Genomic DNA, 15,108 nt, shown 5'->3' with positions numbered 1-15,108 from the left:
CGGACGGTGTCGGATCCTCGGCCGCGGCTAGGCCGTGGAGCACGTACTTCCGAAGTCCCCTTGTGACTGCTCGGAGGCGGCAGTACGGTTCGCTCACTTTCATTCGATGAGGAAGGAAAGACGATGACGACGTTCAGTTCCGCAGGCCTCGCCGCGAAGAGCCAGGTCGACAGCCTGCCCGAGGAGGACGCCCGCGAACTCGCCGGGGTTCTGGCTGCGAAGTACGGCTACACGCTCACGAACGAGTCGAACAAGATGAAGATCCTGACCAGGATCGTCCCCGTCCTCGCTGCCGTCGTCCTGGTCGCCCTGGTCGGTGCCCTGGTCCTCAGCGGCCTCGGCCAGGACGCGTCGGCGGCCTACACGATCGCCTCGCTCGTCGCCGGGGGTCTTGTCGGCATCTTCGCCCCGACTCCCCGGACGTAGTCGTCGGAGGGGGCGCAGCCCCGCTGACTGCCGGCCGGGATCACACTGATCCGTCCCTCTCCGGAGTCGGAGATCGCGCCTCTCGCGCTGCTCTCGCCCCCCGCCTCCACTGCCCGGTCTCCGTCTGCATGGCGAGGCCCTCCGAGAGGAGGGAGCCCAGGGCGGCGATCGTGTCTGCACTGGTCAGACCCGTCTCCGCAGCGATCGCAGCGGCGCCGCAGCCCTCCACCCGCTCAGTCAGAAGCTGGAGTACTCGTGCTTCCGCCTCCGTCCGGCCGTCGGTCGGACCGTCTTCGTCACCGACTCCGAGCAGTTCGAGCACATCCGCCGGCGAGGTGACGCAGGTCGCCGCGTACTCGCGGAGGAGGCGGTGGCAGCCGGCGGAGGAGGCACTGGTGACCGGGCCCGGGACCGCGCCGAGGGGGCGGCCCAGGGCAGCCGCGTGGCCGGCGGTGTTGAGGGAGCCGGAGCGGGCGCCGGCCTCGACGACGACGGTGCCCACGGTGGAGGCGGCGATGAGGCGGTTGCGCTGCAGGAATCGCCAGCGGGTGGGCGTGGTGCCCGGCGGGACCTCCGTCGCGACGGCGCAGCCGGGGGTGGCGATGATGCGGTGGAGGAGGTCGGCGTGAGCCGTCGGGTAGAGGCGGTCCGCTCCCCCGGCGAGGAAGGCGACCGTCCGGCCTCCGGAGCCGAGGGCGGCGCGGTGGGCGACCGCGTCGATCCCGAAGGCACCGCCCGAGACGACGGAGACGCCTCGCGCCGCGACGCCCGCGGCGAGCTCGGCGGCGACGTGCTCGCCGTAGCCGGTGGCAGCGCGGGCGCCGACGAGGGCGAGGCGGTGCGTCGGATCGAAGGCGGCGGAATCACCGCGCAGCCAGAGCAGGAGTGGCGCGTGCGGCCCGAGGTCGTCGAGCGATTCGGGCCACACGGGAGCCCCGGGCAGGAGCAGCCGGGCGCCGAGTCGCTCGGCGATCTCGAGACGTCGGAACAGGAGCCTGCGGTCCAGGCGCGGTCGCCAGCGCGCCAGCCCCGACTGGAGCGCGGCGACCTCGGAGTCGAGGGGTGCGAGCGCCGCGCCTCCTTCGTCGGAGGGAGCGCGATGCGGGGGCGCGAGGATCTCCTCCGCGGACGACGAGGACACGACGTGGGCGAAGGCCTCGGCCGCGCCGACCCTCTCGATGAGGAGGGCGGCGACGGAGTCGCCGGGCTCGGTCAGCGAATTCCAGCCGCATCGGGCTGCAGCGTCGACGAGCGCGCTCCGAGCACAGCCGGACTCGCCCGAAGGCTCGCCGTCGGCAGCCGAGTCCGGATCGGCTGAACCGCTCGGCAGCAGTCGACGAACGGCGTCGAGCTCTGCGGCGTCGAAGAGCGCGTCGGGCCGGATCACGCGGCACCCCCGCGGAGGACGAGTGCGCGCGCGAGGTGGGCGGCACTCGGCCGGTCGGCTGCGTCGAGGTCCGCGAGCGTCCAGGCCAGGCGCAGGACCCGGTCGTAGCCGCGCATGGTCACCAGACCTCGCTCCAGAGCCCGGTCGAGCGTGCGGGACTCGGCACTGGTCGGGCGCACCGGGTCCGAGCGCAGCCAGGCGCCGGAGACCTCCGAGTTGAGCGTCCACGGAGTGGAGGCGAGGCGAGCCGCTGCCAGGGACCGCGCCGCAACGACACGGGCGCGGGCCTGCGCCGTCGACATGCCGGACGTGTCTCGACGTGCGGCCAGCTGAGCCGCGCTGATGCGGCGGACCGTCAGGCGGATGTCGACGCGGTCGAGCAGCGGTCCGCTGAGCCGCGCGAGGTAGCGGCGGCGGACCGAGGGAGCACAGGTGCAGGTCTCTCCGGGGATGCCGAAGCGGCCGCACGGGCACGGGTTCGCCGCGAGGACGAGCTGCACCCGCGCGGGGAACTCGGCGACGGCGTTCGCGCGGTGGATGCGGATCACGCCGGATTCGAGCGGCTGGCGCAGCGCATCGAGGGCGACGGACGAGAACTCGGGGGCCTCGTCGAGGAACAGCACTCCCCGGGTGGCGCGGGCGACCGCGCCGGGCCGGATGCGGCCGCTGCCCCCGCCGACGATCGCTGCGGACGAGGCGGAGTGGTGCGGACTCTCGAACGGCGGTCTGCGCACCAGCGCGCCACCGGTCGGCGCTCCGACCAGCGAGCGCATGCAGGTGGCCTCCAGCGCTGCGTCGTCATCGAGGTCGGGGAGGATGCCTGGAAGGCGCGAGGCGAGCATCGTCTTCCCGGCGCCGGGAGGCCCGAGCAGGAACACGTGGTGCCCGCCCGCCGCCGCGACGACCATCGCCTCGGCCGCCTCCTCGTTCCCCACCACGTCGGAGAGGTCGAGGCGGGCCTCCGGCTCGGACACCGTCGCAGACGGCGGCGCGGCCTCGGGGAGCACCGGCACTTCCCACTCGGCTCCGTGCCAGACGGCGGCCGCCGCCAGCGAGGAGACCGCGATCACCTCGACGCCGTCGACCAGCTCCGCCTCGAGGCGGTCCTCGACGGGGACCATCACGCGGCGCCTGCCCTCGCGGGCGGCCGCGAGCACCGCGGGCAGCACGCCGGGGACGGAGCGCAGCCGGCCGTCCAGCCCGAGCTCCCCGATGTGGACGACCGCGGCGACCGACTCCGCATCGACCTCACGGAGCGACGCGAGCGCGGCCAGCCCGATGGCGAGATCGAAGGCGGAGCCGTGCTTGGGCATCGCGGCCGGCGAGAGGTTCACGGTGATCTTGTATTCGGCGATGGTGCTGCCGGAGTTGATCGCCGCCGAGCGCACCCGCTCCTTCGCCTGGGCGAGCGCGGCGTCGGGCAGGCCGATGATCACCATGCCCGGGGTGCCGTCGGCCGAGTGGGCCTCCACCCCGACCACGGCTCCCGCGAAGCCGACGAGACCGACCGCGGAGGTCCTCCCCAGGCCCATCAGGCCACCGCCCGCAGGTGCCGGATCTGCGACGGGACTCCCCCGGGAGCGACGATGCCGACCGCGTCGATCCGCAGATGCCGGGAGCGCTCGTGGTGCTCGTCGGCCCAGGCGTAGGCGAGTCGGCGCAGGCGCTGCGCCTTGGCCCGCGTGATGGCCTCGACCGGCAGTCCGAAGCGCGTCGACGAGCGCGTCTTCACCTCCACCACGACCAGTGCCGACCCGTCGCGGGCCACGATGTCGAGCTCGCCCTCGCGGACCCGCCAGTTGCGGTCGAGGATCTCGAATCCGTTGTCTCTCAGGTGCGCCGCCGCGATCTCCTCGCCGCGCCGCCCCAGTTCGTCCTTGTCCATGCGTCCTCCTGCCGGAAGCGTGCAGGAGCAGAGAGGAGCGTCGGACGGCCGGGAGGGGATCCGGGGAGAAGAGGGCCGAGGAGGCGGGTGGGGAGGGACGTCGGGCCGGGGTCTTCGGACGCCGCCGGGGGCGGCTATGCGACCAGCAGGAGGAATCCGCGTTGCCTGAAGACGAGACCCGCGGAGCCGCGCATCCGAGAGAGCTCCGGAGCGGGGTGGGGCTCCGGGCACCGGGTCTCGATGCGCCGTCGGAGGCGGCTACGCGACCAGCAAGGGGTCCGGAGCCTGCCGCGACAGAGGGCTACTCGTCGAGCGCGAGCTCCTTGGGGAGCTCGAACTCCTTGCGGGAGAGCTCCTCGACGTTGACGTCCTTGAAGGTCAGCACGCGCACCGACTTCACGAAGCGGTCGGAGCGGTAGACGTCCCAGACCCACACGTCGCGCATGGTGAGCTCGAAGTAGAAGTCGTGCTCGGTGTCGCGGCGGACCAGGTCGACCTCGTTCGCCAGGTAGAACCGGCGCTCGGTCTCGACGACGTACGAGAACTGCGAGACGACGTCGCGGTACTCCCGGTACAGTGCCAGCTCGACCTCGCGGTCGTAGTCCTCGAATTCGTCCTCATCCATCGTTGGACAATCCTACGCCGAGCCGACGGGCCCGAGCGCCGGGAGCGGCTCCTCGACGCTCTCCCGCGACTTCGACAGCCAGGTCACCCGGTGGAGCGGGGACGGGCCGACCCGCTCGATCCCCGCCCAGTGCGCGGCGCTGCCGTAGCCCTTGTTGCTGTCCCAGGCGTAGTCGGCGAAGTCGTCGTGGTGGCGCACCATCTGACCGTCCCGGCCCACCTTCGCGAGCACGGAGGCGGCGGAGACGGCGGCGCAGTCGCGGTCGGCCTTCACGCGGGTGACGATCGTCAGCTCGGCCGCCCACTCGCCCAGCGCGGGCGTCAGCCAGTCGTGGGCGCCGTCGAGGAGGACGACGGCGGTGGCGAGGTCGACGCCCTGGTCGGCGAGGCGCTCGATGCCCCTCGACGCAGCGCGGCCGAGGCCCGCGATGATCCCGGTCTCGTCGATCTCGTCCGCCGAGGACTCGCCGATCGCCCAGGCCGAGACCCACTTCGCGACTCCCGGCAGGAGCGCCTCGCGGCGGGCGGGAGCGAGCATCTTGGAGTCGCGAAGCCCCTCGGGGAAGCGCCCGCAACGGCTGCCGATCGACACGACACCGACCGACACCGGGCCGGCGATCGCGCCGCGGCCGACCTCGTCGCAGCCGATGACCGTCTCGTAGCCCTGCCGGAAGAGGCGCCGCTCCTGCGTCAGCGTCGGCTCGGCGACGACCACCTAGCCCTGCCCGCTCTGCACGTCGTCCGAGCCCTCCTCGGAGGCCTCGGTGTCGACTCCGCGGAACACCGACGGGTAGTCGTCGAGCCACGCCCACTGCTGCACGGGCCAGGTGACGAGGATCGCGCGGCCCACGACGTTGTCGATCGGCACGAAACCGCCGCCCGGCTTGTCGGTGTTGTAGCGGGAGTCGGCGGAGTTGTAGCGGTTGTCGCCCATCACCCAGAGCGAGCCCTCGGGCACGACGACGTCGAAGGGGGTGGCCGAGACGGCCTGCACCCCGTCCGGCAGCTTCACGTAGGGCTCGTCGATCGGGTTGCCGTTGATCTCGACCTGGCCGAGCGGTGTGCAGCAGGTCACGTGGTCGCCCGGCAGGCCGATGACGCGCTTGATGAGGTGGTCATTGCTGTCGGGAGCGGTGAGGCCGACGAGCGCGAGGGCGGAGTCGACCGCGGCCTGGAACGGCGGCACGGAGGGCTCGGAGCTCGGCGAGAGCCATCCGCCGGGATCGCGGAAGACGACGACGTCGCCGCGCGAGATCTTCACCACTCCGGGTACGAGCTCGTTCACGAGGATCCGGTCGTTCTCGACGAGCGTCTGCTCCATGGAGGAGGAGGGGATGTAGAAGGAGCGGATCAGGAAGGTCTTCACGAGGAAGGAGACGAGCACCGCGACCACGAAGATGATCAGCACGTCGCGGAGGAAGAGCAGGACTCCCCGGCGCTTGCGCGGGCGCTTCTCGGACGGATCCGCCGAGTGGCGGGCGTGGTCCTCGCCTCCGGGGAGGCGGACCGGGGCCGTGCTGTCTGTCATCGCTCGCCGTCGCCCCTACTGTGCATCACCGGGTGGACTCCCCGGACGGATCGCCCCCGAGAAAGGGAGGAACCCCGGTCCATCATAGGTGGACCGGGGTTCCCGAGAAGTCGTGCGGAAGCCGCTCAGGCGTCGCGCTTCTCCTTGATCTTGGCCTTCTTGCCGCGCAGGTTGCGCAGGTAGTAGAGCTTCGCGCGACGGACGTCACCGCGGGTGACGACCTCGATGTGGTCGATGACCGGCGAGTGCACGGGGAACGTGCGCTCGACGCCGACCTGGAAGCTCACCTTGCGGACGGTGAAGGTCTCGCGGACGCCCTCGTTGGAGCGGCCGATGACGACGCCCTGGAAGACCTGGATGCGCGAGCGGGAGCCCTCGACGATGTTGACGTGGACCTTGACGGTGTCGCCGGCGCGGAAGTCCGGGACATCGCTGCGGAGGGACGCCGCATCGACGGAATCGAGGATGTGCATGCTGTATCGCTCTCCGTGCCCGCCACAGGTCGAACACCGTTTCGTTGATGGAAGTCGGTCGTGCCCACGTCGTCGCGGCTCCCCTGTGGCAGAGCCTGCGCGAGGCACAAGCGCTCATTCTGCCATGCCGCGTCGATCCGAGTCAAAGCAGGCTCGTCTGGAGGGCAGGGTCACCCGGAGGGCAGAGCCGCGCAGAGGGCGGGTCCGTCGAGAGGGCCGAGCTGTGGAGCAGGGCGGGGCCCCGCAGGGGACAGCGCCTCTCGGGACGCCCGAGCCCTCAGAGGACGATGGTCTGCCCGTCCTGCGGGCGCTCCGGATCGAAGCCCTCGCCGGCGACCGGGCGGTGAGCGCCCTCGGCCTGCACGGACGCCGCCTCCGAGAAGGCGAGGAGAGTGGCCCTCGCGTCGGCGAGGAACCGCCACCCCGAGTGCCAGAAGGCCGCCACTCCGAGGACCACCGAGAGCAGGCCCAGCGCCCAGGCGCCGGGCGGGAAGAAGCCGAAGGCGATCAGGGAGAGGTGCCAGGCGCCGACCACGACCACGTCGCCCCACGCGGGAGTGCGCGTGGGCCGGACGGTCACCCGGAATGCGACGATCGCGGCCACAGCCGCCAGCGCGACCGCCAGAATGGGGAGGGCGATCACCAGGCCGAGCACGGTCCAGCCGCTCGATCCTCCGAAGACCCCGTAGCCGAGGAGGATCCACAAGGGCAGCACGATCGCCGCCGGGAACTGCCAGGAACCGAATGCCCGTCGCGTGCGCATGCACCGACCGTACCCACCACCGCTGAGCGACGGCTCAGCGGACCCCGAGAGGATCAGGATGATCGAGCTTCGCACCCCCGCCGAGATCGAGGAGATGCGTCCCGCCGGCCGCTTCGTCGGCGAAGTACTGAAGGCCACCTCCGCCGCCGCCGCGGTCGGCGTGAACCTGCTGGAGCTCGACCGGCTCGCCCACGACATGATCCGCACGGCTGGCGCCGAGTCCTGCTACATCGACTACCACCCCTCCTTCGGCGCGAGCCCCTTCGGCAAGGTCATCTGCACCTCCGTCAACGACGCGGTGCTGCACGGCCTGCCCTTCGACTACCGGCTGAAGGACGGCGACCTGCTCACCCTCGACTTCGCCGCCTCCGTGAACGGCTGGGTCGCCGACTCGGCCATCAGCGTCGTGGTCGGGACGCCGCGCGAGGAGGACCTCGCCCTCATCGACACCACCACCCGCGCGCTCGAGGCCGGCATCGCCGCCGCCCAGCCCGGGAAGAAGATCGGCGACATCTCCGCGGCCATCGCGGCCGTCGCGCACGCCGAGGGCCTGTCCATCAACACCGACTTCGGCGGCCACGGCGTCGGCCGCACGATGCACGGCGATCCGCACATCCCCAACGACGGACGCGCCGGCCGCGGCTACCCGCTCCGCCCGGGCCTCGTCGTCGCGATCGAGCCGTGGTTCCTGCAGACGACCGACAAGATCTACACGGACAAGGACGGCTGGACCCTGCGCAGCCGTGACGGCTCTCGCGGCGCCCACATGGAGCACACGATCGCCATCACCGAGACGGGGAACATCGTCCTGTCCGCGCGGGACTGACCAGGCGGTGGACAGTACTGCTATCCGATAGCGGTACTGTCCACGTGCGAATCTCGGAGCTCAGCCGCAGCAGCGGCGTCAGCCTGCCCACGATCAAGTACTACATCCGGGAGGGGCTGCTGCCGCCGGGCGACGCCGCCGGCCCCCAGCGGGCGGAGTACGGGGACGCCCATGTCGCCCGCCTGACGCTGCTCCGGGCGCTCATCGAGAGCGGCGGCGTCGGCATCGCCGGCGCGAAGCGGATCACGGCCGCGCTCGACGCGGGCGTCGGTCCGACAGCAGCGTTCGAGGTGGCGCAGGACGTGGTCTCCGTGAGCGCCGACTCGACCGCGTCCGCCACCGAGGCGTCGACGCGGCGGATCGCCGAGGCCGCGAAATCCGACCACTGCGGCCACCCTGCCGTCGCGACGGCGGCACGGGCGCTCGACGCGCTCGAGCTCTCCACCGGTCCGATGAGCGCCGGCTGGCTCGAGGCCTACGCCCGCGCCGCCGCCCTCGTCGCCTCCGCCGACCTCGACGAACTGCAGGCCCGTGAGAGCGTGAGCGAGCAGGCTGCCGTCGCCGCCGTCGGCACCGCGCTCGGAGACGTGGTGCTGCAGTCGCTCCGGCGCGTCGCCCAGGCGCGCGAGACGCAGAGCCGCTTCGGCTCGACGGAGGTGCCCCGATGAGCGCCGCGACCGAGACGCCCGCGCGCACGGCCTCCGCTGCTCCGCACCGGCCGCTCCTGGTGCTCGCTGCCGCGATGGCGGTCGGCGCCCTCCTCTGCGCGATCGCGCTGGTCGTCGATCCCCGCGAGCTCGGCGGGCAGCCGCTCTGGGGCAAGCCGCTGAAGTTCTGCCTCTCGATCGCGCTGTACGCCGTGACGCTCGCCTGGCTGATCGGGCTCGTGCCCCGCCGGCGCCGCCTCGCCCGAGCGCTGGGCACGGTCGCGGCGGTCGGTCTGGCGGTCGAGATGGTCGTGATCGGAGGCGCCGCCCTGGTCGGCGAGCGCAGCCACTTCGACGTCTCCACTCCCCTGCACGCCGCGCTCTGGGCCTCGATGGCCGTCTCGATCGTGGTGGTCTGGCTGGCGTCGCTGGTCCTCGCCGCCCTCCTGGCGCGGGTGCCGCTCGGCGACCCTGCGCTGACGCTCGCCGTCCGCGTCGGACTCGTGATCGGGCTCGTCGGGATGGCCCTCGCGTTCCTGATGACGGGGCCCTCGCCCGGCCCGATCAGCGACTACCAGGGCGTCGTCGGTGCGCACGCCGTCGGAGTCGCGGACGGCGGACCCGGCCTCCCCCTCCTGGGCTGGAGCACCACGGGGGGCGATCTGCGCATCCCGCACTTCGTCGGGATGCACGCTCTGCAGGGGCTCCCGCTGCTCGCGCTGCTGCTCGGACGGCTGGCACCCCGGATCCCCGTGCTGCGCCTCGGATGCACCCGGCTGCGGCTCGTCGCACTGGCCTCGGCGGGCTGGGCGGCCGCGGTCGCCCTCACCTGCTGGCAGGCGCTGCGCGGACAGGCGCTGACCGCACCGGACGCGCTGACCCTCGCCGTCGCTACTGTGGCCGTGATCGCCCTCGCCGGAGGGACGATCCTCACCCTCGCACGAACGGAGGCCCGCGCATGAGCCGGCTGCACCGCGGCTGGACGCCGCTCGGGATCGTCTACCTCGTCCTCGCCCTCGCCGGGCTGATCGGGACCTGGACCTGGAACGTGAGGGCGATGCAGGAGGGCGCGGACGTCCTCGCCGGCCTCGCCGCGGGCGGGCCGTGGGTGTCGTCGTTCTCGACCGACCTGCTGGTCGTCGCGATCGCGGCCGTCGCCTTCATGGTGGTGGAGGGCCGCCGGATCGGGATGCGCCGCGTGTGGATCCTGGTGCTGCTCGCGCCGCTGGTCGCCCTCGCGTTCGCGTTCCCCCTCTTCCTCGCCCTCCGCGACCGGCACCTGGCCCTCGCGGCCCGGTGACCGTGCGGCGCGGGGCTAGGGAAGCAGTTCGGGGCGGACGCGGCGCGTGCGCTCGACGCTCTGCTCGTGGCGCCAGGCGGCGATCGCCCCGTGGTTGCCGCTGAGGAGCACCGGAGGGACGTCGAGGCCCCGCCAGGAAGCCGGCTTGGTGTAGCTCGGGTACTCGAGCAGCCCGTCGGAGTGGCTCTCCTCGACCAGGCTCGCCGGGTTGCCGACGACGCCCGGGACCAGGCGTCCGACGGCCTCGATCATCGCCATCACGGCGACCTCTCCTCCGTTGAGGACGTAGTCGCCGAGGCTGATCAGCCGGACCCGCGCGCGCTCGGCGGTGTGGTCCACGACGCGCTGGTCGATGCCCTCGTAGCGGCCGCAGCCGAAGACGAGGGTGGACTCCTCCGCGAGCTCGCGGGCGGTCGCCTGGGTGAACAGCTCGCCCGCGGGCGATGGGAAGATCACGACGGGGTCGTCCGAGCCGTCGAGGATCGTGTCGAGCGCCTCGCCCCACGGCTCCGGTCGCATCACCATGCCGGCGCCGCCGCCGTAGGGCGTGTCGTCGACGGTGCGGTGGCGGTCGTGGGTGAAGTCGCGCAGATCGTGCACGCCGAGCTCGATCAGCCCGCTCTGCCGCGCACGGCCGAGCAGGCTGATGTCGAGCACGCCGAAGAACTCCGGGAAGATCGTGACGATGTCGATCCTCACGACCGGGGCTCCTCCTCGGAGGCGGCGTCGGAGGCGGCCGGGGGCTCGTCGTCGGCGGGCTCCTCGAGAGCGGCGTCCGCGTCAGCGGAGGCGTCCGGCTCGTCGGCGTCCGCCGGCGCGCTCAGCGCCGGGTCCGCGAGGTCGACACCGCTGAGGTCGACCGCGGCGGGCTCCTCCTCGGGAGCCTCCTCGAACAGGCCGATCGGAGGCGTGACCGTGACGATCCCGGCGGCGGCGTCGACGGAGGGGACGATCGCGTTCACGAACGGCACCATCACCTCGCCGGAGGGGGTACCGACGATGAGCAGGTCCTGCGCGGGGAAGTGGTCGACGCGGCGGACGGTGCCGACCTCGACGCCGTCGCGGACGACCTTCATGCCGACCAGCTGGTAGTCGTACCAGGAGTCGTCCTCGCCCGGCTGGGTCTGCACCTCCTCGTCGATCCAGAGGATCGCCTTCAGGAGGGTCTCAGCGGCGTTGCGGTCGTCGACGCCTCGGAAGAACGCGACGGGGTGGCTGTTGTACCAGCGCAGCTCGACGAGCTCGAGCTTCCTGCCGTGCCACTCGGAGGTGCGCGGGACCTGCAGCGTGAACGTGGATCCGGGGGTGAAGCGCTTGTCGGGCTCGTCCGTGTAGAGCTCGAGCTTGATGGCGCCCTTGAGCCCGTGTGCCTTGGTGAGTCGGGCGACGCGGAGCTGCGTCGTGCCCGGTCCGGTGACCGACACCTCTACTTGTCGGTGTCGACGACGTCGACGCGCACGCGGCGCCCGTCGGCGAGCGCGGCGACGAGAGTGCGGACGGCCTTGGCGGTGCGACCGGAGCGTCCGATCACGCGGCCGAGGTCCTCGGGGTGCACGCGCACCTCGAGGACCTCTCCGCGCGGGGAGCTCGTGGCCACGACACTGACCTCATCGGGGTTCTCGACGATCCCCTTGACGAGGTGTTCGACGGCGGGAGCGAGCACTGACTACGCCTCGGTGGAGGTCTCGTCGGCGGTGTCCTCGACCGGGGCGGCCTTGGCCGGAGCCTCGGACTTCGGCTTGAGGACGGGCTTCTTCTTCGCGTCGACGACGAACGGAGCCTTGGGCTCCTTCACCTGGACGGTGCTGACGGCGTCGGCGTCGCCCTTGAAGCGGCCCCAGTCGCCGGTCAGCTTGAGGATCGCGGCGACCTGCTCGGTCGGCTGCGCGCCGACTCCGAGCCAGTACTGCGCGCGCTCCGAGTCGACCTGGATGAACGAGGGCTGCTCGGTCGGGTGGTACTTGCCGATCTCCTCGATCACGCGGCCGTCGCGCTTGGTGCGCGAGTCGGCGACGACGATGCGGTAGTAGGGCGCCCGGATCTTGCCGAGGCGCTTCAGACGAATCTTGACAGCCACAATTCTCCTGTGTGGTCGTTGACCGGTGTCCGGTCGATGATGGATGAACTGAGCCGTGAGCGTGGGGGCACACCCGGCGGAAGCTCGAGGGGGTTTCGTCGGCGGTGAGTAGAGGGTCGACCGCCTCGGACCCGACGGATCATTCTGCCAGAAAAACCGCCCCGGTGCGGGCCCGGCACGCCGCCGCCCAGCGGCACCCTCGCGGGAGCGGGCCTCGCGGGACCGGGAAGGCCTCCGCCGGGGCTCGGCGTCCGCCCCGGCCGCAGGTGGCAGGATGGCGAGGCGCGTCCCGATCGGCGGACGCCCGGATCCGATGAGGACCACGCCATGGAGATCAGCTTCGCCGCATCAGACCGCTCCACGCTCGGGATCGAGTGGGAGGTCGCGATCGTCGACCGGCAGACGGGCGATCTCGCCAACGTCGCCGATGTGGTGCTGGAGGCGCTCCGCAGCGACGACGGCGCCCCGCACCCGCACATCACCGGCGAGCTCCTGCGCAACACGGTCGAGCTGGTCTCCGGCGTGCACACCTCCGTCCGCGACGCGGTCGCCGATCTGCAGGACCAGCTGCGGCAGGTGCGCGAGATCACCGACCCCATGGGACTCGACCTCGTGTGCTCGGGCACGCACCCGTTCGCGCAGTGGTTCGACCAGGCCATCACGGACAAGGAGCGGTACCACCGCCTCATCGACCGGACCCAGTGGTGGGGCCGGAACATGATGATCTGGGGCATCCACGTGCACGTCGGCATCGAGCACCGCGACAAGGTGCTACCGATCCTCAACTCCCTGCTCGACTACTACCCGCACCTGCAGGCGCTCTCGGCGTCGAGCCCGTTCTGGGGCGGAGTCGACACGGGCTACGCCTCGAACCGCGCGCTGATGTTCCAGCAGCTGCCGACGGCGGGCCTGCCTCCGCAGTTCGGCGCCTGGGCGAACTACGAGGAGTACGTCGACGACATGATGCGCACCGGCGTCATCGACGACCACACGGAGGTCCGCTGGGACATCCGCCCCTCGCCGCAGTGGGGCACTCTCGAGATGCGCGCGTGCGACGGCCTCTCCTCCGCGGAGGAGATCGGAGCGGTCGCCGCGCTGATCCAGTGCCTCGTCGAGCACCTCTCGTCGCGGCTGGACGCGGGCGAGGACCTTCCGACGATGCAGCCCTGGTACGTGCGCGAGAACAAGTGGCGCGCGGCCCGCTACGGGCTCGACGCCGAGATCATCCTCGACGCCGCCGGAGCGGAGCGGCTGGTCACCGACGACATCCGCGACCTGCTCGTCACCCTCGCACCGGTCGCCGAGCGCCTCGACTGCGTGAAGGAGCTCGGCGACGTCGAGCTGATCCTGGTCGCGGGAGCGAGCTATCAGCGCCAATTGCGGACGGCCGCGGCGAACGACGGCGACCTCAAGGCGGTGGTCCGGGCGCTCGCGGGCGAGTTGCGCGACGGGCTCCAGGATCCCCGCTCATGACGCGTCCCGTCCTCCTCGCCGCAGCCGCGATCGGCGCGCTGGCCCTCGGCCTCGCCGGCTGCTCGTCCTCGACGACGACCGGCCCGGCGACCGCGTCCCCCGCCGGCACCGCCACTCCCCTCCCGACCGTCACCGCCGATCCGCTGCCGCTCTCGATCGGCGGCTCTCTTCCCGTCGGCTCCCGGGTGACGATCGTCGGCGACAGCATCGTGCGCGGTCTGACGGTCGACCCGGAGCAGGCCTGGCCCGCTCTCGTCGGCGACGACTTCGGCTGGGAGGTCACGAACCTGGGCTGCGACGGCGGCGGCTTCATCGAGCCGGGCGACTGCGGCGTCGCGATCGGCGACCGCGCGGAGGAGATCGCCGACACCCGGCCCGACGCGATCGTGCTGATCGCCAGCAGCAACGACCTGGGCTGGGATCCGGAGGACGTGGACGCCGCGATCGGGCCGGCGGTGGATGCGATCGTGTCCGCCTCGCCCTCGGCCCGGCTCATCGCGCTCGACTCGGTCTGGGGCCCCGACCCGCGCCCCTCCGATCTCGACGAGTACGACGCGGCGCTGGTCGAGGCCGTGACTGCCGCCGGCGGCGGTGCGCTCGAGTACCCGGACCCCCTCCGCGAGGACGGGCTGCTCGGCGAGGACGGCGTGCATCCCACCGTCGAGGGCCAGCGCGCCCTGGCAGACGCGTTCGAGGTGGCGGCCGAGAAGTCCGGCCTCGCCCGGGCGGTGCCGACCGGCCAGAAGGCGACGGACGCGCCGCCGGCCTGACTCCGACGCGGGGCGCCGCCCTGACGGCGCCCCGCCGGGTCAGCGCGCGGTGCTGTTCCGGCCGTCGCGCCAGCCGAGCAGGTCGCGCACGGGCGCGAGGTCGATGTCCGGACCGGTGATGCCGAGCGTGAACAGGCGGGCGCCCAGGTCGTACTGCTGGTCGAGCACGTCGAAGGAGGCGTCGCCGACACCGCCGCGCACGCTCGCGCCGGTCGAGATCTCGATCGCCGCCGGGTCGCGGTCGACGCGGCTGCACCACTCCGAGAGCACGCCGAGCTTGCGCTCGAGCGTCGGGACGTCCGAGAAGCTGTGCCAGATGTCGGCGTGCTCGGCGACGATCCGCAGCGTCTTCTTCTCGCCGCCGCCGCCGATCATCACCGGGATGTCGCGGGTGGGCGCCGGGTTGAGCATCGACCACCGGCTGCGGATGCGCGGCATCGCCTCGGAGAGCTCGTCGAGGCGGGAGCCGGGAGTGCCGAACTCGTAGCCGTACTCCTCGTAGTCGCGCTCGAACCAGCCCGAGCCGATGCCGAAGATCAGACGGCCCTCGGCGCCCTTGGCGCTGATGTGGTCGACCGTGCGCGCCATGTCGGCGAGGAGGTCGGGGTTGCGGTAGCTGTTGCAGGTGACCAGCGGGCCGAACTCGATGCGGCTGGTCTGCTCGGCCCAGGCCGCGAGCATGCTCCAGCCCTCGAAGTGCAGGCCGTTCGGCTCTCCCGAGAGCGGGAAGAAGTGGTCCCAGTTGAAGGCGATGTCGACGCCGAGGTCCTCGAGCTCGGCGAGCGTGTCGCGGATGACCTCGTAGGGGACGTGCTGCGGTGCGATCTGGACGCCGATGCGGACGGGGCGCGCGTGTGCGGTTGTCATGCCCTCACGCTAGCGAGCGGTGCGCCTCCCGGGGATCCCCGCTGCGGCCCCCGGAGGGACGG

Annotated in this window: 20 protein-coding genes; 7 read left to right on the top strand and 13 right to left on the bottom strand. The window is 72.2% G+C overall.

Annotated features, from left to right (window positions below):
• Positions 1-123 precede the first annotated feature (123 nt).
• Complete coding sequence (locus GTU71_RS04020; protein WP_159939351.1) at positions 124-426, top strand: hypothetical protein; 303 nt, start codon at positions 124-126, stop codon at positions 424-426.
• 40 nt (positions 427-466) lie between these two features.
• On the opposite strand, the gene dprA is transcribed toward GTU71_RS04020, so the two are convergent.
• The 8 genes from dprA to GTU71_RS03980 all read right to left on the bottom strand — a co-directional run bounded on the left by dprA (position 467) and on the right by GTU71_RS03980 (position 7,086).
• Positions 467-1,813 (bottom strand): DNA-processing protein DprA, encoded by a 1,347-nt coding sequence (gene dprA, locus GTU71_RS04015; RefSeq protein ID WP_244230634.1) that lies wholly within the window; start codon positions 1,811-1,813, stop codon positions 467-469.
• Positions 1,810-3,345, bottom strand: coding sequence for a YifB family Mg chelatase-like AAA ATPase (locus GTU71_RS04010; RefSeq protein ID WP_104283564.1), 1,536 nt, complete (start codon positions 3,343-3,345; stop codon positions 1,810-1,812). Before GTU71_RS04010 ends, dprA begins: the two co-directional genes overlap by 4 nt.
• Entirely contained in the window at positions 3,345-3,698 is a 354-nt protein-coding gene (locus tag GTU71_RS04005; RefSeq protein ID WP_104223901.1) for a YraN family protein, read from the bottom strand. The genes GTU71_RS04010 and GTU71_RS04005 overlap by 1 nt, the downstream gene beginning before the upstream one ends.
• Positions 3,699-3,999: 301 nt before the next feature.
• Positions 4,000-4,323, bottom strand: a complete 324-nt coding sequence (locus tag GTU71_RS04000; RefSeq protein ID WP_055792576.1) for a DUF2469 domain-containing protein — start codon at positions 4,321-4,323, stop codon at positions 4,000-4,002.
• A gap of 12 nt (positions 4,324-4,335) precedes the next feature.
• Positions 4,336-5,037, bottom strand: a complete 702-nt coding sequence (locus GTU71_RS03995) for a ribonuclease HII (RefSeq protein WP_104226870.1) — start codon at positions 5,035-5,037, stop codon at positions 4,336-4,338.
• Complete coding sequence (gene lepB, locus GTU71_RS03990; protein WP_159939350.1) at positions 5,038-5,850, bottom strand: signal peptidase I; 813 nt, start codon at positions 5,848-5,850, stop codon at positions 5,038-5,040.
• A 125-nt stretch (positions 5,851-5,975) separates the two neighbouring features.
• Positions 5,976-6,323: a 50S ribosomal protein L19 gene (rplS, locus tag GTU71_RS03985; RefSeq protein WP_104223904.1), complete on the bottom strand. Its 348-nt coding sequence runs from the start codon at positions 6,321-6,323 to the stop codon at positions 5,976-5,978.
• A 277-nt stretch (positions 6,324-6,600) separates the two neighbouring features.
• Positions 6,601-7,086, bottom strand: a complete 486-nt coding sequence (locus GTU71_RS03980; protein ID WP_159939349.1) for a hypothetical protein — start codon at positions 7,084-7,086, stop codon at positions 6,601-6,603.
• Between the two features lie 58 nt (positions 7,087-7,144).
• Between GTU71_RS03980 and map the strand changes: the two genes are divergently transcribed.
• The 4 genes from map to GTU71_RS03960 are packed head-to-tail and all read left to right on the top strand — an operon-like array spanning position 7,145 to position 9,859.
• Positions 7,145-7,912 (top strand): type I methionyl aminopeptidase, encoded by a 768-nt coding sequence (gene map, locus GTU71_RS03975; protein ID WP_159939348.1) that lies wholly within the window; start codon positions 7,145-7,147, stop codon positions 7,910-7,912.
• A 44-nt stretch (positions 7,913-7,956) separates the two neighbouring features.
• Complete coding sequence (locus tag GTU71_RS03970; protein WP_159939347.1) at positions 7,957-8,580, top strand: MerR family transcriptional regulator; 624 nt, start codon at positions 7,957-7,959, stop codon at positions 8,578-8,580.
• Complete coding sequence (locus GTU71_RS03965) at positions 8,577-9,521, top strand: hypothetical protein (RefSeq protein ID WP_159939346.1); 945 nt, start codon at positions 8,577-8,579, stop codon at positions 9,519-9,521. The genes GTU71_RS03970 and GTU71_RS03965 overlap by 4 nt, the downstream gene beginning before the upstream one ends.
• Positions 9,518-9,859: a DUF2834 domain-containing protein gene (locus tag GTU71_RS03960; RefSeq protein ID WP_104250523.1), complete on the top strand. Its 342-nt coding sequence runs from the start codon at positions 9,518-9,520 to the stop codon at positions 9,857-9,859. Before GTU71_RS03965 ends, GTU71_RS03960 begins: the two co-directional genes overlap by 4 nt.
• Positions 9,860-9,874: 15 nt before the next feature.
• Here the strand turns inward: GTU71_RS03960 and trmD are convergent, their stop codons facing one another.
• From trmD to rpsP, 4 genes are read right to left on the bottom strand one after another with little or no spacing between them, the layout of a single operon-like run.
• Complete coding sequence (trmD, locus tag GTU71_RS03955) at positions 9,875-10,558, bottom strand: tRNA (guanosine(37)-N1)-methyltransferase TrmD (RefSeq protein ID WP_104238534.1); 684 nt, start codon at positions 10,556-10,558, stop codon at positions 9,875-9,877.
• The gene (gene rimM, locus GTU71_RS03950; RefSeq protein WP_159939345.1) at positions 10,555-11,283 is read right to left on the bottom strand and encodes a ribosome maturation factor RimM; all 729 of its coding nucleotides are present in this window, start codon (positions 11,281-11,283) and stop codon (positions 10,555-10,557) included. Before rimM ends, trmD begins: the two co-directional genes overlap by 4 nt.
• 2 nt (positions 11,284-11,285) lie before the next feature.
• The gene (locus GTU71_RS03945) at positions 11,286-11,522 is read right to left on the bottom strand and encodes an RNA-binding protein (RefSeq protein WP_068210678.1); all 237 of its coding nucleotides are present in this window, start codon (positions 11,520-11,522) and stop codon (positions 11,286-11,288) included.
• Positions 11,523-11,525: 3 nt separating this feature from the next.
• Entirely contained in the window at positions 11,526-11,936 is a 411-nt protein-coding gene (gene rpsP, locus GTU71_RS03940) for a 30S ribosomal protein S16 (RefSeq protein ID WP_104223912.1), read from the bottom strand.
• 327 nt (positions 11,937-12,263) lie between these two features.
• Between rpsP and GTU71_RS03935 the strand changes: the two genes are divergently transcribed.
• Positions 12,264-13,409 (top strand): glutamate--cysteine ligase, encoded by a 1,146-nt coding sequence (locus GTU71_RS03935; RefSeq protein WP_104223913.1) that lies wholly within the window; start codon positions 12,264-12,266, stop codon positions 13,407-13,409.
• Positions 13,406-14,179, top strand: coding sequence for an SGNH/GDSL hydrolase family protein (locus GTU71_RS03930; protein ID WP_159939344.1), 774 nt, complete (start codon positions 13,406-13,408; stop codon positions 14,177-14,179). The genes GTU71_RS03935 and GTU71_RS03930 overlap by 4 nt, the downstream gene beginning before the upstream one ends.
• A 39-nt stretch (positions 14,180-14,218) precedes the next feature.
• Here GTU71_RS03930 and GTU71_RS03925 read toward each other — a convergent pair whose 3' ends face one another.
• Positions 14,219-15,046: an LLM class F420-dependent oxidoreductase gene (locus GTU71_RS03925; RefSeq protein WP_104232489.1), complete on the bottom strand. Its 828-nt coding sequence runs from the start codon at positions 15,044-15,046 to the stop codon at positions 14,219-14,221.
• Between the last annotated feature and the right edge of the window lie 62 nt (positions 15,047-15,108).

The organism is Rathayibacter sp. VKM Ac-2762 (genome assembly GCF_009866585.1).
GTDB lineage: Bacteria > Actinomycetota > Actinomycetes > Actinomycetales > Microbacteriaceae > Rathayibacter.
Note: the sequence above shows the minus strand (reverse complement) of the source record. Positions and strands in the feature narration are given on the sequence as shown.